This window comes from Actinoplanes subtropicus (genome assembly GCF_000721705.1).
Lineage (GTDB): Bacteria > Actinomycetota > Actinomycetes > Mycobacteriales > Micromonosporaceae > Actinoplanes > Actinoplanes subtropicus.
Map to the genome: position 1 here is coordinate 426917 of NZ_JOJL01000002.1, position 21891 is coordinate 448807.

General features: G+C 69.9%; 18 protein-coding genes. 12 read left to right on the top strand and 6 right to left on the bottom strand.

Going from position 1 to position 21891, the window contains the following annotated elements:
* Positions 1–81: 81 nt before the first annotated feature.
* Positions 82–570: a MarR family winged helix-turn-helix transcriptional regulator gene (locus IH26_RS0103890; RefSeq protein WP_030434703.1), complete on the bottom strand. Its 489-nt coding sequence runs from the start codon at positions 568–570 to the stop codon at positions 82–84.
* 67 nt (positions 571–637) lie between these two features.
* On the opposite strand from IH26_RS0103890, the gene icmF reads away from it, so the two are divergent.
* Entirely contained in the window at positions 638–3820 is a 3183-nt protein-coding gene (gene icmF / locus IH26_RS0103895; protein WP_030434704.1) for a fused isobutyryl-CoA mutase/GTPase IcmF, read from the top strand.
* Positions 3821–3912: 92 nt separating this feature from the next.
* On the opposite strand, the gene IH26_RS0103900 is transcribed toward icmF, so the two are convergent.
* The gene (locus IH26_RS0103900) at positions 3913–5088 is read right to left on the bottom strand and encodes an acyl-CoA dehydrogenase (RefSeq protein WP_030434705.1); all 1176 of its coding nucleotides are present in this window, start codon (positions 5086–5088) and stop codon (positions 3913–3915) included.
* 89 nt (positions 5089–5177) lie between these two features.
* Between IH26_RS0103900 and IH26_RS0103905 the strand changes: the two genes are divergently transcribed.
* The 4 genes from IH26_RS0103905 (at position 5178) to IH26_RS0103920 (ending at position 8362) form a co-directional block, all read left to right on the top strand.
* Positions 5178–5864: a TetR family transcriptional regulator gene (locus IH26_RS0103905; protein WP_030434706.1), complete on the top strand. Its 687-nt coding sequence runs from the start codon at positions 5178–5180 to the stop codon at positions 5862–5864.
* A 120-nt stretch (positions 5865–5984) separates the two neighbouring features.
* Positions 5985–6545: an aldo/keto reductase gene (locus IH26_RS62625; RefSeq protein WP_245664899.1), complete on the top strand. Its 561-nt coding sequence runs from the start codon at positions 5985–5987 to the stop codon at positions 6543–6545.
* 985 nt (positions 6546–7530) lie between these two features.
* Complete coding sequence (locus IH26_RS0103915) at positions 7531–7851, top strand: MerR family transcriptional regulator (protein ID WP_030434708.1); 321 nt, start codon at positions 7531–7533, stop codon at positions 7849–7851.
* A gap of 307 nt (positions 7852–8158) precedes the next feature.
* Entirely contained in the window at positions 8159–8362 is a 204-nt protein-coding gene (locus IH26_RS0103920) for a cold-shock protein (RefSeq protein ID WP_030434709.1), read from the top strand.
* 638 nt (positions 8363–9000) lie between these two features.
* Here the strand turns inward: IH26_RS0103920 and IH26_RS0103925 are convergent.
* Positions 9001–9465, bottom strand: a complete 465-nt coding sequence (locus tag IH26_RS0103925) for a MarR family winged helix-turn-helix transcriptional regulator (RefSeq protein ID WP_051807432.1) — start codon at positions 9463–9465, stop codon at positions 9001–9003.
* Positions 9466–9556: 91 nt separating this feature from the next.
* On the opposite strand from IH26_RS0103925, the gene IH26_RS0103930 reads away from it, so the two are divergent.
* The 3 genes from IH26_RS0103930 to IH26_RS56995 all read left to right on the top strand — a co-directional run bounded on the left by IH26_RS0103930 (position 9557) and on the right by IH26_RS56995 (position 12642).
* On the top strand, positions 9557–10108 hold the full coding sequence (locus tag IH26_RS0103930; protein WP_084598597.1) for a YceI family protein: 552 nt from the start codon (positions 9557–9559) through the stop codon (positions 10106–10108).
* Between the two features lie 27 nt (positions 10109–10135).
* On the top strand, positions 10136–10684 hold the full coding sequence (locus IH26_RS61135) for a hypothetical protein (RefSeq protein WP_169789712.1): 549 nt from the start codon (positions 10136–10138) through the stop codon (positions 10682–10684).
* 116 nt (positions 10685–10800) lie between these two features.
* On the top strand, positions 10801–12642 hold the full coding sequence (locus IH26_RS56995; protein ID WP_063763638.1) for a flippase-like domain-containing protein: 1842 nt from the start codon (positions 10801–10803) through the stop codon (positions 12640–12642).
* Between the two features lie 70 nt (positions 12643–12712).
* Here the strand turns inward: IH26_RS56995 and IH26_RS0103945 are convergent, their stop codons facing one another.
* Positions 12713–12940, bottom strand: coding sequence for a hypothetical protein (locus IH26_RS0103945; RefSeq protein WP_030434714.1), 228 nt, complete (start codon positions 12938–12940; stop codon positions 12713–12715).
* Between the two features lie 367 nt (positions 12941–13307).
* Here IH26_RS0103945 and IH26_RS0103950 point away from each other — a divergent pair, with 367 nt between their 5' ends.
* On the top strand, positions 13308–13967 hold the full coding sequence (locus IH26_RS0103950) for a hypothetical protein (protein WP_030434715.1): 660 nt from the start codon (positions 13308–13310) through the stop codon (positions 13965–13967).
* Positions 13968–14147: 180 nt separating this feature from the next.
* Here the strand turns inward: IH26_RS0103950 and IH26_RS0103955 are convergent, their stop codons facing one another.
* A complete protein-coding gene (locus tag IH26_RS0103955) occupies positions 14148–14939 on the bottom strand; it encodes an alpha/beta fold hydrolase (RefSeq protein ID WP_030434716.1) in 792 nt (263 codons plus the stop codon).
* A 96-nt stretch (positions 14940–15035) separates the two neighbouring features.
* Positions 15036–15992, bottom strand: coding sequence for a PaaX family transcriptional regulator (locus IH26_RS0103960; protein ID WP_030434717.1), 957 nt, complete (start codon positions 15990–15992; stop codon positions 15036–15038).
* A 391-nt stretch (positions 15993–16383) separates the two neighbouring features.
* Here IH26_RS0103960 and IH26_RS0103965 point away from each other — a divergent pair, with 391 nt between their 5' ends.
* The 3 genes from IH26_RS0103965 (at position 16384) to IH26_RS53090 (ending at position 21870) form a co-directional block, all read left to right on the top strand.
* Positions 16384–17349: a glycoside hydrolase family 11 protein gene (locus IH26_RS0103965; protein WP_245664900.1), complete on the top strand. Its 966-nt coding sequence runs from the start codon at positions 16384–16386 to the stop codon at positions 17347–17349.
* 456 nt (positions 17350–17805) lie between these two features.
* Positions 17806–19269, top strand: coding sequence for an arabinofuranosidase catalytic domain-containing protein (locus IH26_RS0103970; protein ID WP_030434719.1), 1464 nt, complete (start codon positions 17806–17808; stop codon positions 19267–19269).
* 15 nt (positions 19270–19284) lie between these two features.
* On the top strand, positions 19285–21870 hold the full coding sequence (locus tag IH26_RS53090; protein ID WP_051807434.1) for a cellulose binding domain-containing protein: 2586 nt from the start codon (positions 19285–19287) through the stop codon (positions 21868–21870).
* Positions 21871–21891 lie beyond the last annotated feature (21 nt).

A 21891-nucleotide genomic window follows, 5' to 3' on the forward strand; every position in this document is an offset into this window, starting at 1 on the left:
GGGGAAATCTCCGAGATCGTCTCCGTCAACTCCGGCAGCCCTGTATGGACGGGCTGCGTGGTCGCGGATGCGGCGCGTACCTCAGAAGTCGCCGGCCTGTCGGCGGATCTGGGCGATCACCTCGATCAGGTTGGTGATCTCGGCCGGCTTGATCCATGGTGCGCCGAAGACCTGGTCGTTGAGGTCGGCGGTGGCGGCCTCGGCGACTTCGCGGCCGGCGGGGAGCAGCTCGACGATGGTGGAGCGGCGGTCGTGAGGGTGGGGGGTGCGGCGGACCAGGGCGGCGGCCTGAAGGCGGTCGACGGCGTTGGTGACGCTGGTGGGGTGGACCTGCAGCCGTTCGCCGATGAAGGTCATGGGCAGCGAGTGGCGGCGGCTGAAGTAGAGCAGCATCAGGACTTCATAGCGGGCGAAGGTGATGCCGTGCGGTTTGAGCACGGCCTCGACCCGGGCCAGGACGATCTGCTGGGCACGCATCAGTGAGGTGATGGCGGCCATGCCGTCGGCGGCGTCCGCCCAGCCGTGCGCGACCCACAGGCGGTGGGCCTCGGCGATCGGGTCGGACGGCATGAGCGACATCCTAGTGGTGACCGCAGATGCGTGGACGTCCAACAGTAGGACGGCCTAGTATCTCTTCATGACCCTTCACGTTCCGATGCATCCGGTCCGTTTCGTCACGGCGGCCAGCTTGTTCGACGGGCACGACGCGGCCATCAACGTCATGCGGCGGCTGTTGCAGGCGCAGGGCGCCGAGGTGATCCACCTCGGGCACGACCGCAGCGTCGAGGAGGTCGTCACCGCGGCGGTGCAGGAGGATGCGCAGGGCGTGGCGGTCTCGTCCTACCAGGGCGGCCACGTCGAATACTTCGGCTATCTCGTCGATCGGCTGGCCGAGCGCGGCGCTGGGCACGTGCGGGTGTACGGCGGCGGGGGCGGCACGATCGTGCCGGAGGAGATCGCCGCGCTCGCCGCGCGCGGGGTGCGGATCTTCAGCCCGGCCGACGGGCAGCGACTCGGCCTGCCCGGCATGATCAACGAGCTGGTCCGCGACTGCGACGTCGACGCGTCGGCGCAGCCGGTCGACCTGGCGGCGCTGGTCGCGGGCGACGAGGCGGCGCTGGCGCGGGCGATAACCGTGCTGCAGGCGGGCGCCGACCCGGAACTCGCGGCCGCGGTCGTCGAAGCGGCCGGGCGGCGCCCGGTGCCGGTACTCGGCATCACCGGCACCGGAGGGTCGGGCAAGTCGTCGCTCACCGACGAACTGGTCCGGCGGTTGCGCACCGACGGCGAGGACAAGCTGCGGGTCGCGGTGATCGCCATCGATCCGACCCGGCGACGGGGCAACGGCGCGCTGCTCGGCGACCGGATCCGGATGAACAGCATCGCGCCGGGCGTCGTCTACTTCCGCTCGCTGGCCACCCGTCGCGCGGACGGGACGGTCCCGGCGCACCTGGCCGAGGTGATCGCGGCGTGCCAGGCGGCCGGCCACGACCTGGTCATCGTGGAGACGCCCGGCGTCGGCCAGGGCGACGCCGCGATCACCGAATACGCGGCGGTCTCGCTGTACGTCATGACGCCCGAGTTCGGCGCGGCCAGCCAGCTCGAGAAGATCGACATGCTGGACCTGGCCGACGTGGTGGCGATCAACAAGTTCGAGCGTCGCGGCGGCGAGGACGCCCGGCGGGACGTGGCCCGCCAGCTGGTGCGCAACCGGGAGGCGTTCGGGACGCCGTGGGCCGAGATGCCGGTGTTCGGCACCAGCGCCGCCCGGTTCGCCGACGACGGCGTGACCGCGCTCTACCACCACGTCAAGAGCCTGCTCACCGCGTACGGGATGAAGGGTTTCGAAGGGGTCCTGCCGCCGGTGGCCGGACGGGTGTCGACCGGGCTGACCTCGGTGCTGCCGCGCGGACGTGAGCGTTACCTGTCGGAGGTCGCGGACGCCGTGCGGGCCTATCACGCGACCACCGCGGACCAGATGGCGATCGCCCGGCGCCGGCAGCATCTGGCGACCGTCCGCGAGCTGCTGCCGGGCGACGAGGACGTGGCCCGGTTGCACGAGCAGGCCGAGCGTGACCTGGCCGCGGACGTGCGCGACGGCCTCGACCGGTGGCCGGCGACCCGGCAGGCGTACCGGCAGGCCGAGTTGGTCTACCGGGTCCGGGACACCGAGATCCGTACGCCGCTGACCCGCTCGACGCTGTCCGGCAGCACGATTCCGCGGGTCGCGTTGCCGCGCGACGGCGACGACGGCGAGCTGGTCCGGTTCCTGCGGGCGGAGAACCTGCCGGGCGCGTTCCCGTTCACCGCCGGTGTCTTCCCGCTGAAACGTGCCGGTGAAGCGCCGGCGCGGATGTTCGCGGGGGAGGGCGACGCGTTCCGCACCAACCGGCGTTTCCACCTGCTCAGCGAGGGCCAGCCGGCGACCCGGCTGTCCACGGCGTTCGACTCGGTCACCCTGTACGGCCGCGACCCCGATCCCCGCCCCGACGTATACGGGAAGGTCGGCACCTCCGGGGTGTCGATCGCGACCATCGACGACATGCGGGAGCTGTACGCCGGTTTCGACCTCTGCGGCCCGAAGACGTCGGTCTCCATGACGATCAACGGGCCGGCGCCGGCGATCCTGGCCATGTTCCTCAACGCGGCCATCGACCAGCAGCTCGCGGCACGCCCGGACGAGCCCCGCGAGGCGGTCGTCGCGCGCACGCTGTCGACCGTGCGCGGCACCGTGCAGGCCGACATCCTCAAGGAGGACCAGGGCCAGAACACGTGCATCTTCTCGACCGATTTCGCGCTGCGCTGCATGGCCGACATGCAGGAGTGGTTCATCGCCCACCGGGTGCGCAACTTCTACTCGGTCAGCATCAGCGGCTACCACATCGCCGAGGCGGGCGCGAATCCGATCAGTCAGCTCGCGTTCACTCTTGCCAATGGACTGACCTATGTGGAGGCGTACCGGGCGCGGGGGATGGACGTGAACGACTTCGCGCCCAACCTGTCCTTCTTCTTCTCCAACGGGATGGACGCCGAGTACACCGTGATCGGACGGGTCGCCCGCCGGATCTGGGCGATCGCGATGCGCGAGCTCTACGGCGCGGATGAGCGCTCGCAGAAGCTGAAGTACCACATCCAGACGTCCGGCCGGTCGCTGCACGCCCAGGAGATGGACTTCAACGACATCCGGACCACGTTGCAGGCGTTGTGCGCGATCTACGACAACGCCAACAGCCTGCACACCAACGCGTACGACGAGGCGGTGACCACGCCGACGACGCAGTCGGTGCGCCGGGCGCTGGCCATCCAGATGATCATCGACGCGGAGTGGGGCCTGGCCGGGGTGGAGAACGCACTGCAGGGGTCGTACGCCGTGGATCTGCTCACCGACCTGGTCGAGGAGGCGGTGCTGGCCGAGTTCGACCGGCTCGCCGACCGCGGCGGCGTCCTCGGCGCCATGGAGACCGGCTACCAGCGCGGCCGCATCCAGGACGAATCCATGCTCTACGAGCAGCGCAAACACGACGGCACGCTGCCCATCGTCGGGGTCAACACGTTCCTCGGCCCGAGCGCCGAAGCCGCCACCGGCCTGGAACTGGCCCGCGCGACCGAGGCCGAGAAACAGTCTCAGCTCGACCGGCTGGCCGACTTCCACGCCCGGCACGCGCACGAGGCGCCGGCCGCGCTGGCCCGGCTGCAGCAGGCCGCGATGTCCGGCGAGAACCTCTTTGCCGAGCTGATGAACGCGGCCCGGTGCTGCTCGCTCGGGCAGATCTCCGACGCGTTCTTCGCGGTGGGCGGCCAGTATCGGCGCAACGTGTGACGGCCCCGAGGCGTTCCCCGGCCGGCGGACGGTGCTCGTGCCGGGCCGCCCACTGATCTGGTACGGCCCGTCGCTGGCCACCGCGCGCGATGTCAGTTCCGCTTGCCGGTGTCCGCGGCACGCAGGAGGCTGCGGGACATGACGACGCGCTGGATCTGGTTGGTGCCCTCGTAGATCTGGGTGATCTTGGCGTCGCGCATCATGCGCTCCAGGGGGTATTCGCGGCTGTAGCCGTAGCCGCCGAGCAACTGGACGGCGTCGGTGGTGACCTCCATCGCGACGTCGGAGGCGAAGCATTTCGCCGCGGCGCCCTGGTAGGTGAGGTCGGCGTCGCCGCGCTCGGAGGCCGCGGCGGCCTGGTAGGTCAGGGCGCGGGCGGCGGAGATCTTCATGGCCATGTCGGCGACCATGAATTGCAGGCCCTGGAAGTCGGCGAGCGGTTTACCGAACTGCTTTCGTTCGCGCAGGTAGGCGGTGGCGTGGTCGAGGGCGCCCTGCGCGATGCCGAGCGCTTGGGCGGCGATGGTGATGCGGGTGTGGTCGAGGGTCCTCATCGCGGTGGCGAAGCCGGTGCCCTCGTCGCCGATCATGCGGTCGGCCGGGATGCGGACGTTGTCGAGGTAGACCTCGCGGGTGGGGGAGCCCTTGATACCGAGCTTCTTCTCGGGGGCGCCGAAGGTGACGCCGGGGTCGGACTTCTCGACGACGAACGCGGAGATGCCGCCGGACCTGCGGCTGGGGTCGGTGACGGCCATGACCGTGTAGTACTCGGAGACGCCGGCGTTGGTGATCCAGCGTTTGACGCCGTTGAGGACATAGTGGTCGCCGTCGCGGACGGCCCGGGTGGTCATGCCGGCCGCGTCCGATCCGGCGCCCGGTTCGGAGAGGCAGTAGGAGAACATCGCGTCGCCGGCGGCCAGCGGAGCCAGGTACCGCTTCTTCAGCGCCTCGGAACCGGCCAGGACGAGCGGCAACGAGCCGAGCTTGTTGACCGCCGGGATCAGCGAGGACGAGGCGCAGACCCGGGCGACCTCCTCGATCACGATGACGCTGGCGAGCGCGTCCGCGCCGGCGCCGCCGAACTCCTCGGGCACGTGTACGGCGTGCAGGTCGTTGGCGACCAGCGCGTCGTGCGCCTCCTGGGGGAAGCGGGCCTGCTCGTCGACGTCGGCGGCGTGCGGCGCGATCCTGTCCCTAGCCAGGTCGCGGACGGCTTCGCGGAGCATCCGGTGCTCCTCGGACAGCGTGAAGTAGTCGAAGGACGACACGGGCCTACCTCTCTCGCAGTGTGGCACCCAGTACCCCATATTTACATTCCTGGTGCCATACGTCGAGGGGACCGGTAGATTCCTGGCCTATGAGTGAGGAACACGACGGCCTAGAGGGCGAGACCACGCGCACGGCCCTCGTGTCGGCCGCCTTCGAACTGTTCGCCGAGCGCGGCTACGACGGCGCGACCGTTGCCGACATCGCGGTCCGCGCCGGTGTGGGCCGGCGGTCGTTCTTCCGCTACTTCCCGACCAAGGAAGCGGTCGCGTTCCCCGACCACGAGGGCACCCTGGCCCGCATGGTGGCGTACCTGCGCGAGAGCGCCCAGGATCCGGACCCGGTCGCACGGGCGTGCGACGCCGCACGGCTGGTCATGCGGATGTACGCGCAGAACCCCGAATTCTCGGTACGCCGGTACGCGCTGACCCGCGAGGTGACGGCGCTCAGGACGTACGAGAAAACGGTGGTGTGGCGGTATGAGCGGGCGCTGGCCTCCTACCTGGACCAGCGGTTCGCCACGCTGCCAGACGGCGGAATCAGGGCCGGCGTCATCGCGGCCGGCATCGTGGCCGCCCACAACCACGGGTTGCGGGCCTGGCTGCGATCGGGCGCCCACGGCGACGTGGCGGCGGCGGTCGACCGGGCGCTCGAACTCGTCCGGCGGACGTGGACCGACCGCGGGGACCCGGTCGTCGTCATCGCCCGGCCCGGCACCCCCGCGTGGCGCCTGGTCCAGGAGATCGAGACCGCGCATGCCTCGGACGGGCGAGCATAGCTCCAAAGGATGGCACCAGATACCCGATATTCCGGTACCGAGGACCCTGGGCATGGCGAGTGGCCGCGGCACGAGAGGATGGGTCAGCGCTGGATTCCGCCGGCCCGAAGTCCATCGACGATGAGCGTGATCATGCGACGCACGTGGTCGGGTTCCTCGCCCGGAAGGGGCGCGCACAGTTTTGCGACCGCGTACAGCAGGTCTTGGGGGCTGATTCCGGACTCCCACGCCGGCCAGATCGGTGATTTCCTTCGCGGGCGCGTCGACGCCAGACGTGGCGAAGACCGATTTCGCTGCTTCGAGCAGCGACTCGACGTTGCGCTGTGCGTCGGTGCGCATCCGGCGCGCGCCCGCGCTCCCCCTCGAAGCGGTGGTATCCGGCACAGTCCTCCCGTCCCGCTCGCCGACGAGGCCGGCCTGCCGCTGACCCACCTCGCCATGGCCTTCACCATCGCCCACCCGGGCGTGACCAGCACGCTGCTCGGCGCGCGCACCGCGGAACAGCTCGACGACCTGCTCACGGGCATCGGCGTAGCGCTCACCGACGACATCCTCGACAGGATCGACGAGACCGTCCCGCCCGGCACCGACGTCACCCGCCTCGACCAGGCCTACGTGCCCCCGGCCTTGCTCGACCCGAACCTGCGCCGCAGAGCAACCAGCGAACGCAGCGCCGCCTGATCCGGACGCCGTCGCCGCTGAACCAGCGGACAACCGGACCCACCGCGACAAACGCCCGGTGTCCCGTTGCCGTCGGTGGCGCGCTCGGGCGCCCGCTGTCGCCGCAGGTTGCGGGGGAGCCCGGAACACCGCTGGGACTCGTCGCCCGCGAACACCGAACTGTGGTTACCAAGCATCGTCGCCATAACGCCATGACCATCGCCGGCCGATCGCTTGCCGGGCGGTCGGAGCAGCTCGCCGCCTTGCTCGGACGCGTGGCGCGACTTTGGTTCCGACTGTTCGAGCAACGGACCTTGGCCCGGTCTCGACAGCCGAGGTCCCGCCTCTGGGGCATACATCGGCGCGGGCCGGCGGCACGGCCAGGATGGCTATGGTCAACGGCCGAGAAAATCTGGTCTGCTGAGACTAGACATCCTCGGTAGGTCTGGGTAATCTTTCCCTCGTTGACGACAGAGATCCGTTGAAGACGCTGACGTAACATGCCGAGCGTCAACGCAGGGCCCGGAACTTCTCGTGGCTCGCTCGGCAACTGCGGTGGACCCAAGTCACCGCACGCAACATGGCACGTGCACGACAAGACCTTGACGTAACTCCAGGTCAGGGCAACCGCAGGCAGGGCCGGTGCAGGTTCGGGCTCCGCCTGATGCAGGAAGGATCCGCCGTACGTGTGCGGGGCCGTGAAGTCGCGTGGGCTCCGACACCGGCGGGTAGCACCGCAGGTAAAGGGAAGAAGAGGAAAGGGAGGGCTGGAAACCGTTGGATCGCCCGCCATCAGGACGTAGTTGCAGTTCTGTGGTGGACACCGTAGTGCCATCGAACGTGAGGTGGTCTCCGGTCACGCTTATGCGATCCTCGCACCCGACGCTGATGGCGGCACGGTGCGGAAACGACAAGCCGACGAACCTGTCGGTAGATGGTGTATCCACCCGTAACCCCGGGCCCCGGCGCGTTCTGCGCCGGGGCCCTCGTTCATGACGAGGAATGTATGGCCCAACCCGACGACATGCTCAACGACGACGATTACCCCGCCTACACCATGGGCCGCGCCGCCGAGATCGTGGGCGCGTCGCAGGACTTCCTGCGCCGCCTCGACGAGGCGAAACTGATCATCCCCTTCCGCTCCTCCGGTGGACACCGCCGCTACTCCCGCTACCAGCTGCGTCTGGCCGCGCGAGCTCGCGAGATGGTCGACCACGGCACCGCACTCGAGGCGGCCTGCCGGATCATCATCCTGGAAGACCAGCTCGAAGAAGCCCTCCAGCTCAACCGCAACCTCCAAAGCCGCCAGCAGACCGGCGCGGCCTGACTCGACGCCGCACGGTCCTTCTCCAGCACGAGAAGGACCGTCTGCCGCGCCCCGAGAACCTGCCGATCCGCGTACCGCTGCACCGGAACAACAGGGACGCACATCGGGGAGATCGGGACTACGACGCGTCTGTGCTATGGTCCTGTTGTTGCAGTTTTGATTTCCGTAGACGTTTCCAGCGCCTGATGGGGTTATCTGAAACCCAGCCAGGCGCTTTTTCGTTTGTCGTGTCGGTTCGGCGCGGGTGATCAACGCGGCGGCGTCAGGGTCCGCATACGGCGAGCCCACAGCCTGCGAAGGAGCAGACATGGCTACAGGTACCGTGAAATGGTTCAACGGCGACAAGGGCTTCGGCTTCATCGCTCAGGACGGCGGTGGCGCGGACGTCTTCGCCCACTTCTCCGCGATCGCGTCGAGCGGCTTCCGCAGCCTCGATGAGAACCAGCGGGTGGAGTTCGACATCGCCCAGGGCCAGAAGGGTCTGCAGGCGGAGAACATCCGCTCGCTCTGATCCCCATTCTGCGAACGGCGGCCCGACTGATTCAGCGGGCCGCCGTTCGGCATTTCGAGCGCGGCCGTCCGCAGAGTACGTGGGTCAGACCGCCCGGTACCGGATGTCGGAAACGTTGCGCGACTACGGCCAGGAGAAAGCTGATCCAGGCACAGGAGCAGCCTCGACTACGGCAGCGGCCCTGTCACTGGTACGCGGGGCCGTCGGTCACTCTGATCACTCGCATCGGTAGTCGGGGCCGGGCCCTCGCGGGCACGTCTCCCCATCCCCCTTCCACGTCTGTGCTTGTCGGGTGAGAACTATGCAGCGAGGCAACCCATTCGTAGCTCTCGCTCGGCGGGGTCGAGGAAGAGGGCCCGCAGCAGATTGACCCCGGTACGGAAGCTAGGGAAAGCGCCGCGGCGAGAGCGTTGGCGGCCAGGCAGTCCGAACGTCGAAGTGTGGGGTGCCCGCGGAGTTCGCCGAGTCGGTCGGGGCCGTAGAACTGGCCGCCGTCGACGCCGGGCACGGTCGCGGCGTACAGCGACGGCTGCGCCGCCTGGGCGGCGCTTTGCGTGATGAGCTTCGAGCTGAGGATGCCGACTAGCAGGCGTCGCGCGGCCACCCGGGTCTCCTCGGCGGGGAGCCGTTTCGGCCCGCTATCTCTCCTCGGTGCGCAGCTCGGCTTCGAGCATGTCCATCGCCTTGAGGAAGGTGGCCTGCTCGGCCGGGTCGAGCCGATCCAGGACGCGGGCCACCGGCTGGGCGGCGCTGTCCAGCCACTGCCGGATCTCGGCCTCCTTGGCCGGGGTGATCCGCACGATGGTGCGCCGCCGGTCGCCGGCGTCGGCCTCGCGCACGACGAAGCCCGCCCGGTCGAGGTCGGCCAGCACGCCGCTGACCGTGGAGAGGGTCAGGCCCAGCCGGGCGGCGAGGCTGCCCACGACGACCGGGCCGGCCCGCAGCTGCTCGAGGGCGGCGACGTGCCGAGGGCCCAGCGGGGTGATGGTCTCCGGTGCGGCGCGGTCCTGGGATCGCCGCATGCCGCGGGTGATGCGGGGGAGCAGCTGGATGAGCCGCAGGCACGCCGCGCTGTGCTTTGTGTCGTTGGTCTCCGCCGCCATGTTCCTCCCTTGACTTCGCTGACCAGCAGTCTATACGGTTCGTCAAGCAAAACAGTTCTGATGTTCAAACCAAATATTTGAGGAGGACGAGATGGCGATGTCGGTACGCATGACGGAGCCGCGGCTGCGGGCGCGGCTGGCCGACGGCTCGCTGGCCGGGATGTGGCGGCTCGACGCCGGGCGCACGACCGTCGGGCTGCGGAGCAAGAGCATGTGGGGCCTGGCACCGGTCAAGGGCGTCTTCGGCGAGGTCTCGGGGGAGGGCGTGCTGTCCGAAGACGGCCGGGTCAGCGGGCGCCTCCTGGTCGCCGCGGCCTCCATCGACACCCGGAACAAGCGGCGCGACACCCACCTGCGATCCGCCGACTTCCTGGAGGCGGACACCTACCCGCACGTCGTCTTCACCGTCGAGAGCGTCACCCCCTCCGGCGACCAGGCGATCGTGGCCGGCAAGCTCCGCATCCGCGACCGCAACCGGCCGCTGACCTTCCCCGCCAGGATCACCGCCTCGGGCGACGACGAGGTGGGCATCGAGGCGGAGGTCGAGATCGACCGCTCCGACTACGGCCTGACCTGGAACCAGATGGGCATGGCCTCGATGAAGAACACCCTCACCGTCAACGCGGTCTTCGTCCGGCACTGACCGGCCGGCCCGACCGAGGAGGCAGCCATGTCGGTATCAGCGGCTCCATGGCGCGGAGTGTTCGCCGCCCGCGCCGCGACCGGAACGGGCCGCCACCGAGCGGCCCGCTCGACCCGGCCCATCCTGGCCAGGGGCGAGCGCGCCCTGCTCACCGAGCGCGACATGCACACCGGGCGGCGCCTGGTCGCCACCCGGGACGCCATCCACTACCAGAACCCGGGTACCGGATTCTGGTACCGGCTCGGCTGGGACCAGGTCGAACAGGCCTGCTGGGACGCCGGGCGAGCCCAGCTGCGCCTGGTCAGCAGGCGACCCGAGGAGGCGCCCGACGTGGTCCTGCGCACCGCGGCCCCGGACCGGCTGCTGCGCCTGGCCCGCGAGCGGATCGGCGCCACCACGCTGGCCCACGCTCCGCTGTGGCACGACGGCCGCGTGGTCGGCTCGGTCTCCGCCCGCCGGCCCGCCAGCGGCGACCACGACATCGACTGGGTCGTGCACGTCCAACCCGGCACCGTCCTGCCGGACGGCGAGATAGCCGGCGCCATCGCGAGGCTGACGAACCACATCGGCATTTGACCGGCCGCCGCGGTGTCCACCGCGGCGGCTTCCAGGAGGCACACCATGACGACCGCCACCGCCGCGTACCCTCGCAGCTCGATGTACGGCATGGTGGTCGGTCGGACGCCGCCCAGGTGGCTGCCCGACGCCGGCTGCGCGTCGCCGCGGTCGCGCTCACCCTGGCCATGGACGCAACCGTCGTGCTGACCGCCAACCACTACATCCTGGACGGCATCGCCGGCGCCGCGCTGGCCGGCGTCGCGTGGCATCTGGCGGGCCGTTTCCACACCACATCCGCCGGCCCCCGGCCCGCGCCCGCCCGCCATCGAGCGAACCTCGCCCGCCACCGCTCGAAGCCGGCCCGGCACCGCGCCGGGTTTGCGGGGCTCGGTGGTGACGCTGCCGGGCCTCTGGCTGACTTTGCCGGGATCGGTGGTGCCGCCGCCTTGGCTCGCGCCGACCTTGCCCGGATCGGCGGTGCCGCCGCCCTGCCTCACATCGACCTGGCCGGGCTCCGCGGTGACGCCGCCGGACCTCGCGCCAAGTCGGCCGGGCTCCGCGGTGACGCCGCCGGGCCTCCCGCCAAGTCGGCCGGGCTCCGCGGTGACGCCGCCGGGCCTCCCGCCAAGTCGGCCGGGCTCCGCGGTGACGCCGCCGGACCTCGCGCCAAGTCGGCCGGGCCTCGAACCAAGCTCGCCGGGCCCTGCGCCAAGCACACCGGGACTCGCGCGATGCCCGCCACGCCCCGGACCAAGCCCGCCCGGCCCGCGGCGACCGGCGTGGCCCAAGCCGGCGGCTCCGTCGCTGCTCGGGCGAGCGGCGCCGACGCCTCCGCTACCGTGGCGGCGGCGGCCGACGGGGGAGCCGGTACCGCGCGAGCCCGAACCGTGCGCCGCTTGCTTCCCCGGATCGTCGCGGGCGCCGTGGTCATTGTGCTCGCCGTCGAGCTGGCACTGGGCTGGTCGTCCCTGACCGCTGCCCTGGCCCAGATCCGTGCGCCCCGGCCCGGCTGGCTCGCGGCCGGCCTCGCCCTGGAGATCGCCGCGATGAGCGCGTACGCCCGGATGCAACGCCGGCTGCTGCGCTCGGCCGGGGTCCGCGCCCCGCTGCGCCGGCACATCGCGCTCGCCTACGCCGCCCACTCGCTGAGCGTCACCCTGCCCGGCGGGGCGGCCTTCTCCACCAGGCTCAACTACCAGCAGATGCGCCGCTTCGGTGCCGGGCCCGCCGTGGCGACTTGGGCCATCGCGTTCAGCGGCATCCTGTCCACGGCCGGCCTGGCCCTGGTCAGCGCCGCGAGCGCGGTCGCCGCCGGCGGCACACCGCAATGGCGTACGCTCGTCGGCCTCACCCTCGCCGGCGTGCTGCTCGTCCTCGGCATCCGCTGGATCACCGCGAACCCCGACCGGCTGGAGCCGGTGGCCCGCGCCGGGCTGGTCCGCGTCAACCGGCTGCTTCGCCGCCCGCGGGACCACGGGATCGATCAAGTCCGCGGCTTCGTCGACCAGCTGCGCGCCGCCCGCCTGAGCCCCGGGCACGGCGCGGCGGCCATCGGCCACTCCGTCCTCAACTGGCTCTTCGACGCCGCCGCCCTGTGGATGTGCCTGCGCGCCGTCAGCGACGACCTGCCGCGCGGAACCCAGGTGCTGCTGGCCTTCTGCGCCGGCATGGCCGCCGGCGGCATCACGATCGTCCCGGGCGGCCTGGGCATCATCGACAGCGCCCTGATCGTCGCCCTGGTCGCCACCGGCGCCGGAAGCGCGACCGCCATCGCCGCCGTCGTGCTCTACCGCATCCTCACCCTCGGATTCATCGTCGGCACCGGCTGGATAGCCTGGCTCGCCGTCAGGCGACAGGCCGGCACTGCCACCCTCGCACAGCCCGGCCCCGTGGCTCGCTCCGCTGTTGATCAGCCGAGCCCCCGTCCCGCCCCCACCCCTGCGCTGGGCGGGGTCGAGTCAACCGCTCGGGTGTGACGTTTTCCGGCTGTCGTCCACAAGCGTGGGGATATTCCGTCACCGCTGATGACGGCCGGCTCGGATGCGGTCAGCTCGTTTCGAGGATCTTGGTCGGGGTTTGGCGGATGGTCGCCAGGTCGGCCAGTTCGGCGTCGATGGCGGCGCGGTGACAACTACCGCCCGCCATGTGACAACGATGGTCGATTCGCTTGGACACCGAGAGCTCGGCCCGCACGGCGTCTTGTTGTTGCTCGTCGAGGTGCGTCGGGCCTGCCGGCTGCAGGCCAGACCGGATCCTGCTCGCCGCACTGCCCACCCAGCAGCGGCTGATCCTTCATCCGTCGGCGATTCTCGGCGTTGCGGTGCCTGTACGAACGGGCGGTCGCTGACGGCATCATCACCGGGGCCGCGAACCCGGCGGCCAAGGTCGCCAAGCCCACCCCGGCAGTCGAGCACCCGCAGCGCTCCTTGCGATGCGGCGTCAAGACGGCTGGTAACGCAAGGGCGCCTGCTGCGGCAAACCAATCTGCGCCCCGTGGCGACGGCCGAACCGCTTCGGAAGACGCGCGGATCTACCAACTGGAATGACAACTCGGCGTCGCCGGACGCGCACTTCAGGTAGCTCTCCGATTGTTACCGGTTGGTTAACGTCCTGACCAGTCCCGTCCGAACAGGAGAAAGCCATGCGCAGATATCTGTACCTCGCGGCCGTCGCCGGCAGCACGTTGTGCGCGACCCTGGTGGCTTCCGGCGCCGCCTACGCCGACAGTGGGGCCGTGCTCACGGTCGGCGCCGCGGGCGGTAGCAACGCCGCCGTGGGCGACACCGTGGCCGCAGCCCTGGCCAGCGGCACGTCTGCCACCTTCTACTCCACCGCCACCGGCACCAGCGGGGTGAAGTGCTCCGCGTCCACCTTCTCGACGACCGTCACCGACAACCCGCCCGCGGGCGGCGTGGCCACCGAGACGCTCGACAGCCAGACCTTCACCGGCTGTACCACCAACGTGTTCGGCACCACCGGCGTCCGGAGCGTCACGTTGAACAACCTGCCCTACACGGTCAGCGAGGACAGCGCCACGAACGCCGTGACGATCTCCGGCTCGATCCAGTCGACGGTCGTGATCAACACGATCCTCGGCTCGATCACCTGCGTCTACCGCCCGGCCTCTGGCAGCATCTCCGGCACGGCCGACAACGCCACCAACTCGATCTCCTTCACCAACCAGCAGTTCACCAAGGTCTCCGGCTCGGGCCTGTGCCTGTCGTCGGCCTACTTCACCGCGAATTACGCCCCGGTCACCGACACGACCCAGAGCGGCGGGATCTTCATCAACGGATCCTGAGGCATCGTCCACCTCCCCCGTGTTCTCCGATGCGATGGTGGGTCGCACGGGGGAGGGATGCCGGTGGGAGCGTTGCCGGATCCCGCGGAGGCAACGTCGCTCGACTGGCTGGCCTCGCGCCTGCGGCTGCTGAAGGCGGGTGGTCACCGACTGACACGAATATCGGGTCTAAGCCCTGGCTCAAACCCGACATTGCTCGGTGGCGGCGACGATGAGCGCGGCGACGGCGGCGGGATCGTCGGCCATCGGGACGTGTCCGCAGCCCGGCAGCTCGGCGACGCGGGTTCCCGGGGGCAGTTCGTTCAAATGGCGGGACTGGCGGGGGAGCAGGAGGCGGTCACGCGAGCCGAAGGTGACGGTGACCGGCGCGTCGATGGGTGGACCGGCACGGTAGCGGCGCGACCCGGTGGCTTTCATGGTCGCGTCGAAGCCGGGCCCGCCGGCCATCGCCCGTACGGCGGTGCGGGCGTAGGCGGCGGTGATCAGGGACGGTTGCCCGTGGGTCTGGCCGAGGACGGCGATCCGCCCGGCGCGGTACCGGACGAGGCGGCACGCCGGCGCGGTGAAGCGCTTGGCGAGCCATCGGGTGGTGCGCAGGCTGATCCGGTTGTACAGCGGGGTTCGGCCGTGCCACAGGCCGGCCGGGGAGAGCAGGGCCAGCGACCGGAGCGGGCGGGTGGCGGCGAGCTCGAGGGCGACCCAGCCGCCGAGCGAGTTGCCGGCCACATGCGGTGTCGCTATGCCCTGGCTGTCGAGGAAGGCGGCCACGGCGGCGGCGATGGCGTCCGGCCGTGGTTCGACGTGCGAGGGCAGTTCCGGGGATTCGCCAAAGCCGGGCAGGTCGACGGCGATCACGTCGAAACGTTCGGCGAGCCGGTCGAGGACGGGATCCCACGCCTGGCGAGCGGAGCCGATGCCGTGCAGCAGGATCAGCGGCACCCCGGCGCCGCGGCGGGTGAAGGAGAGCGTCATGTCTGCAGGACGACCAGGGTCGTCACATTGTGACGCGTGGGTTCGGAACTACCGCGCCGCCTTGTGCGGCCGGCAGGCTTGTCGCCATCTCGCCCATCATGAGGGGACGAAGGAACCGGCCAACTCCGCCGTGCTGTGGGCTCGGATCTCCCGGCGAGGAGCGTCGTCGAACCGGGCGACGAGGGCGCGCACGTGTTCCTCGGCCGGTGCGGCCAGCCCGTCGTAGACGGCGACGAAGATCTCCCGCGCCTCCGCCCGCGGCCAGTGAGCGGGCAGCAGCTCGATCGGCAGTTCCGGATCGATGACGGGGAACTGCCGGTAGGCGTCCATGACCTCGGTGCGGGCCCGCACGGCGGCGGCGCCGAGGACCGTTCCGGTGCGGATCTCGGGCAGCAGTGGCTGCCAGCGCCGGATGAAGGTGTGGTAGCGACTCGCGATGTTCGCGACGTCCCACGCCTCGATCGGGTCCCGCATGCCGGGTGCGGCGAGTTCCACCTGGCGCGCGTGGAACATGGTCATGGTGCCCAGGGTGGTGGCCGCCAGTCGTTGCTTGACGGTCGGGTTCGGTGCGTCCGGCGAGATCCAGAGCGCGTCGTACAGGGGCGCGAAGCCCAGCCATCTCAGCTGGGTTCGCAGGGCTCGTCGCCCGCCGCGCTCATCCTGGGGGAACGAGAAGGACACGAGGGTCCAATATCCGTCCCATGGCTCGGGCCGGGTGCCGAATCCGGCGATCCAGGCGCCGCCCGCGCTCAGGTCGGCGGCGGCGGCCGTCGTCATGCGGTAGGAGCTGTAACGCCCGTTCCGACTGCTTTCCAGCACCTGATTCCGGAACAGCCGGCTGATGGCCGTGCGGGCGGCGGCGCTGCCGATGCCGGCTTCCTCGAGCAGGGCGACGATCGCCGCCGACGGCAGCCAGGCTCGGGTGCGCAACGTGTAGTCGGCCAGGAGAGTGACGGCCAGATTCCGCGCGGTACTGCCGGCCTGTTGGCGCGGCAGACGCACGGTCGCCGCATCGGTGGGGAAGACGTCCTCGATGTCGTACGGGCTGACCAATTAGCTGCTCCGGCGTCGGGTTGGAGGTGGCCGGCGGCGCTCGGCCGACGGGCCGCCGATCGCGATTATCCACTCCGACGACCATCGTCGCCCGGCGATCGGGTGAGCCACTGAAGGGCGTCGATTGACAGTTCCGTGTCCCAGGTGCACTGTAATTGACACACATTACTGGGCGGCGATTTTGCCGACAGGTCGTCGATGCGACCCGACTCGGAGCCGGCTGCTCGGTCAAGCGACGACCGGCAGCCCACCGCGTCATGTGGCACCCAGCCGTCGGCGGTCTCGTCCGGCCGAAGGCGGTTCGCAGCACCTCCCAGCCCGTCCTCATGAGGAGGAAGCATTGATGAACGAAGTCCCGGACCACCCGCGGAGTCGTAGACACGGCCGGCTCATGCTGCTGCTGTCCGGCGCCTGTACGGTCGTCCTGACCGCCGCGGCGCTGGCCGTGACCGGCCCGGCGAGCGCGGCCAGCCAGATCTGCTCGAACCAGAGCAGCAGCAGCGGCGGCACCTACTACCAGATGTGGACCGCGGGCCAAGGCTCAGCCTGTATGACGTTGAACTCGAGCAGCAGCTATTCCAGCAGTTGGAGCGGCATCGGTGACTTCGTCGCCGGCGTCGGCTGGAATCCGGGCAGCACCTCCCAATCGGTGTCGTACTCGGGCAGCCTCAACGCGTCCGGCGGCACCAACCTGCTGTCGCTCTACGGCTGGTCGACGAACCCGCTCGTCGAGTACTACGTCATCGACGGCTACGTGGGCTCGCCCAACTACTCCGGCCAGAACATGGGCACCATGACCAGCGACGGTGGCACGTACACCATCATCAAGCACCAGCAGGTCAATCAACCCTCCATCCAGGGCACGGCGACGTTCTGGCAGTACCTCGCGATCCGCAACTCGCCGCGTACCAGTGGAACCATCACGTTCCCCAACTTCGTCAACGCCTGGGCCAGCCACGGCATGAACCTCGGCACGATGAATTACCAGATCATGGCGACTGAGGCCTGGGGTGGCGGAAGTGGTAACTCCAACGTCAGCGTCAGCCGCGGCACCGGCGGTGGCGGTGGCGGTGGGGGCGGCGGTGGCAGCAGCGGCTGCACCGCGACGCTGTCGGCCGGCACGGTCGGGAACAACTGGTACAACCTCAACGTCTCGGTCGCTGGTTCCAGCAACTGGACGGTGACGGTGAACATGGTGGCCCCATCGGTCGTCTACAACACGTGGAACACCAGCGCCAGTTGGCCCAGCCAATACGTGATGGTGGCCAAACCCAACGGCAGCGGCAACAACTTCGGCTTTACCGTCTCGACCAACGGCCAATGGACCTGGCCATCGGTCTCCTGCAGTAGTAGTTAGTGGTCGAATCCCGTCGGTGGCGCGGCGTGACCGCCGTCGCAGCGCCACCGACGGAACACACGAGGGGCTCGCGCGTAGCACGTCGAACCCGCCGGATGCTTACCCGCCCACCGGAGCTGTCCTTCTCCGCCTGGAAGGCTGAATCTTTGGATGACTCCCGCGCATAGGGCCCTTTGCATCGATGATCGTCAATCTAGGCTCACGTTGCGGCTCGCGAATGGGGTGGGTTCGCGCCTGCTGCGGACATAGACATGTGTCGTTTGACGTATGACGTTGTGAACGTTAACTTCAGCGACACATGGCGGCCGCTGCCGGCTGCCGGTGCGGCAGCCGTTCCACCGCGGCAGGCCCGGCGCTTGACGGCCCGGACCAGTGCCTCCACCGGCTCACCGGACGGGTCGCGCCGTGCGCGAAGCCTGTCCGCCGGGACTCGTCCTGTCCCGCAAGGAGGTTCTGATGAAAATTCGGTGGGTGGTGGCAGCCGCCGCCGCGTCGGTCCTGGCCGGGGGCGGAATCGTCACCGCGACCGCCGCGCACGCCGCGGCCGGATGCCACGTCGACTACACGATCAGCTCCCAGTGGCCCGGCGGTTTCGGGGCCGGCGTGAGCGTCAGCAATCTGGGCGATCCGGTCGACGGCTGGCGGCTGTCCTGGACGTTCGGAGCCGGGCAGACCGTGACGCAGCTGTGGAACGGCAGCTACACGCAATCCGGCGCCGCGGTCACGGTCACCAACGCGGCCTACAACGCCGGCATCCCGACCGGCGGGAGCGTGAATTTCGGGTTCAACGGCGCCTGGAACAACAGCAGCAACCCGATCCCAGCCGCGTTCACCCTGAACGGCGTCACCTGCACCGGCACCGTGACCACGCCGCCGACCACGACGACGCCGACCGCGGTGCCGACCAGCGACGCGCCGACCACGCCGCCCCCGACCACCCCGCCACCCACGCAGCAGGCGTGTGACATCTACGCCGCCGGTGGTACGCCGTGCATCGGGGCACACAGCACGACCCGGGCGCTGTTCGCGTCCTACAACGGGCCGCTCTACCAGGTGCAGCGGGCGTCGGACAAGGCGTACACGAACGTCGGCGCGCTGTCCGCCGGCGGCGTGGCGAACGCCGCCACGCAGGACTCGTTCTGCGCGAACACCGCGTGCACCATCACCAAGATCTACGACCAGACCGCTAATCACAACGACCTGCCGATCTCGTGGGGCGGCCTCTGGAAGGGCCCCGGGCCCAACGGCGCCGACGTGGGCGCGGACGCCGAGGCCCTGCCGATCACCGTCGGCGGCCACAAGGCGTACGGCGTGAAGGTGACGCCCGGCGTCGGTTACCGGGTCGACAACGCCAAGAACGCGCCGACCGGATCCCACCCCGAGGGCATCTACATGATCACGTCGTCGAACTACGTGAACCAGTGGTGCTGCTTCGACTACGGCAGCGGCGAGAACTCGCACACCGACACCGGCAACGCGACGATGAACGCGATCGAGTGGGGCACCGCCTGCTGGTTCGGTGACTGGGCCAACAATCCGTGCGTCGGCACCGGGCCGTGGGTCGAGGCCGACCTGGAGAACGGGATGTACCACACCAACACCGGCTCCAACAAGGATCCCAACAACTCCGGCGTGCACTTCCCGTTCGTCAGCGCGTGGGAGAAGAACAACGGCACCAGCAACTTCACCCTCAAGTACGGCAACGCGACCAGCGGCGGACTGACCACGCCGTACTCGGGTGCGCTGCCCAACGGTTACTCGCCGATGAAGACCGAGAGCTCGCTGCTGCTGGGCACCGGCGGCGACAACAGCCACAGCGGCCAGGGCGAGTTCTTCGAGGGCGCCATCACCACCGGCTTCCCCACCGACGCCACCGAGAACGCGGTGCAGGCCAGCCTCGTGGCCGCCGCCTACCACTGACAAGGCGCAACCATCATGCCTCGATCCCGAACCGGCCGCGGACCCGGCCGGACCACGAGGGCGGCGATCACCGTCGTCGCCGCCCTCGGGTGCGTCGCCGCCGCTCCGGCCGTGTCGCACGCCGCCACGATGACCACCGTGTACGCGTCGCCGGCCGGGAGCGGCACCGACTGCTCCGCGGCGGCGCCGTGCTCGCTGACCCAGGCGCGCACCGCGGTGCGCGCCCTCACCGGCGCGATGACCGGCGATATCGTCGTGCAGCTTGCCGGCGGCGTCTACCGGCTGGCCGCTCCGCTGGCGCTGGGCTCCGCGGACTCCGGCGCCAACGGTTACCGGGTGATCTGGCAGGCGGCACCCGGGAGCGCGCCGGTGCTCTCCGGCGGCCAGCAGGTCACCGGATGGACCCTGCACGACTCGGCAAGCAACATCTATGCCGCCGCGGTGCCGGCCGGGGCCGACTCCCGCCAGCTCTTCGTCGACGGCACGCTGGCGCCGCGCGCCGCGATCGGCATCAACCGCAGCGACGTCCGGTTCACCACGACCGGCATGACGATCGCCAACTCGGCGCTCAACTACCTGGCCGGCCTGCCCGCCCAGAACCGGATCGAGCTGGAAAGCCAGAACTCGTTCACCGACCGCTACGCGCCGGTCCAGTCGATCTCCGGCACGACCATCACCATGCAGCAGCCGGCCTGGAACAACAACAACTGGGGGTACGACACCCTGGCCAGCCCGTTCGCCGGCGGTGGCCTGCAACTGGAGAACTCGTACTCGTTCCTGACCAGGGCGGGGCAGTGGTACCTCGATCCGGCCGCCGGCCAGCTCTACTACCGGGCGCCGGCCGGATGGAACCCGGCCGCCCACGACATCGAGCTGCCCCGGCTGACCTCGCTTCTCCAGATCTCCGGCAGCTACGCCGCGCCCGCGCACGACATCACGTTCCAGGGCGTCGCGTTCTCGCACACCACCTGGCTGACGCCGGGCTCCACCATCGGGTACGCCGACCAGCAGTCCGGCGCGTTCCTCGCCCAGACGTACCAGCAGCCTTCGAACTTCCTGTCGTCCTGCCAGTCCGGCTGCCAGTTGTTCGAGGCGACTCGTAGCAGCTGGCACCAGGCGCCGGCCGCAGTGCAGGTCTCGGCGGCCTCGAACATCACCTTCAGCGGGAACACGTTCGCCCATCTGGGTCAGGTCGCGCTCGGCATCGGCAACGACGCCAACGCCCACGCGTCCGGCGTCGGCCTGGGCGCGTCCGCGGTCACCGTGACCGGCAACAGCTTCACCGACGATGCCGGGGCCGGGATCGTGATCGGCGGCGTGCAGCCGGACGCGCACCACCCCGGCAACCCGGCGATGACCAACCAGAACATCACCGTCACCAACAACCTCGTCTCGGGCGTGGCCAAGGACTACAAGGACATGGCCGGCATCCTGTCCACCTACGTCACCCACGCCGTGATCGAGCACAACGAGGTCGCCGACCTGCCGTACGACGGCATCGACGTCGGCTGGGGCTGGGGCATGAACGACCCGGGCGGCAGCCAGGACTACGCCAACCGCGGCACCTACAACTACCAGCCGATCTACACCACGGCCACGACGCTGAAGAACACCGCGGTCAACTACAACCGGATCCACGGCACCAAGAAGCTGTTCCACGACGGCGGCAGCCTCTACAACCTGTCGGCGAACCCGGGCGCGACCTTCACCGCCAACTACATCTACGACAACCAGCACACTGTCGGGCTCTACCTGGACGAGGGTTCCCGCTACGTCACCCTCACCGACAACGTGGTGCAGGACTCCGGGGTCTGGGCGTTCACCAACGCCAACGGCAACAACCACACCGACGACAACGCGTTCCGGAACAACTGGTACAACGGCGGGGTCACCAACGTCGCCACCGGGGCCCCGCACAACAACACCCTCAGTGGCAACGTGCAGATCTCCGGCACGAACTGGCCGTCCGCCGCGCAACAGGTGATCAGCCAGAGCGGCGTGCAGAGCGCTGCCGTGTCGGTCACCAACCCGGGCAACCAGACGAGCACGGCCGGGACCGCGATCGCCGGCCTGCAGATCCGGGCGACCGCCTCGGCGTCCGGGCAGACGCTGACGTACGCCGCGTCCGGCCTGCCGGCCGGTCTGTCGATCAACGCCTCGACCGGACTGATCACCGGCACACCGGCGATTGCGGGCACGTCGGGCGTCACCGTCTCGGCGACCGACTCGGCCGGCCTCTCCGGCTCGGCGTCGTTCACCTGGACGGTCAGCGCCGGCGGCAGCACCGGCGGCGCCTGCCGCGTTGCGTACGAGCGCAACGAGTGGTCCGGCGGGTTCACCGCGAACGTGACCGTCACCAACACCGGCACGGCCGCCGTCAACGGCTGGACCGTGGCGTGGAGCTTCCCCGGCGACCAGAAGGTCACCAACGCCTGGAACGCGGTCGTGACCCAGTCCGGAAGCGCGGCGACCGCCACCAACGTGAGCTACAACGCCGCGATCGCGCCGGGCGGCAACGTGCAGTTCGGCTTCCAGGGCACCTGGGCCGGCAACGACACCAGCCCCACCACCTTCAGCCTCAACGGAACCACCTGCGGCTGACGCCCGCGGTCCACGACCCGG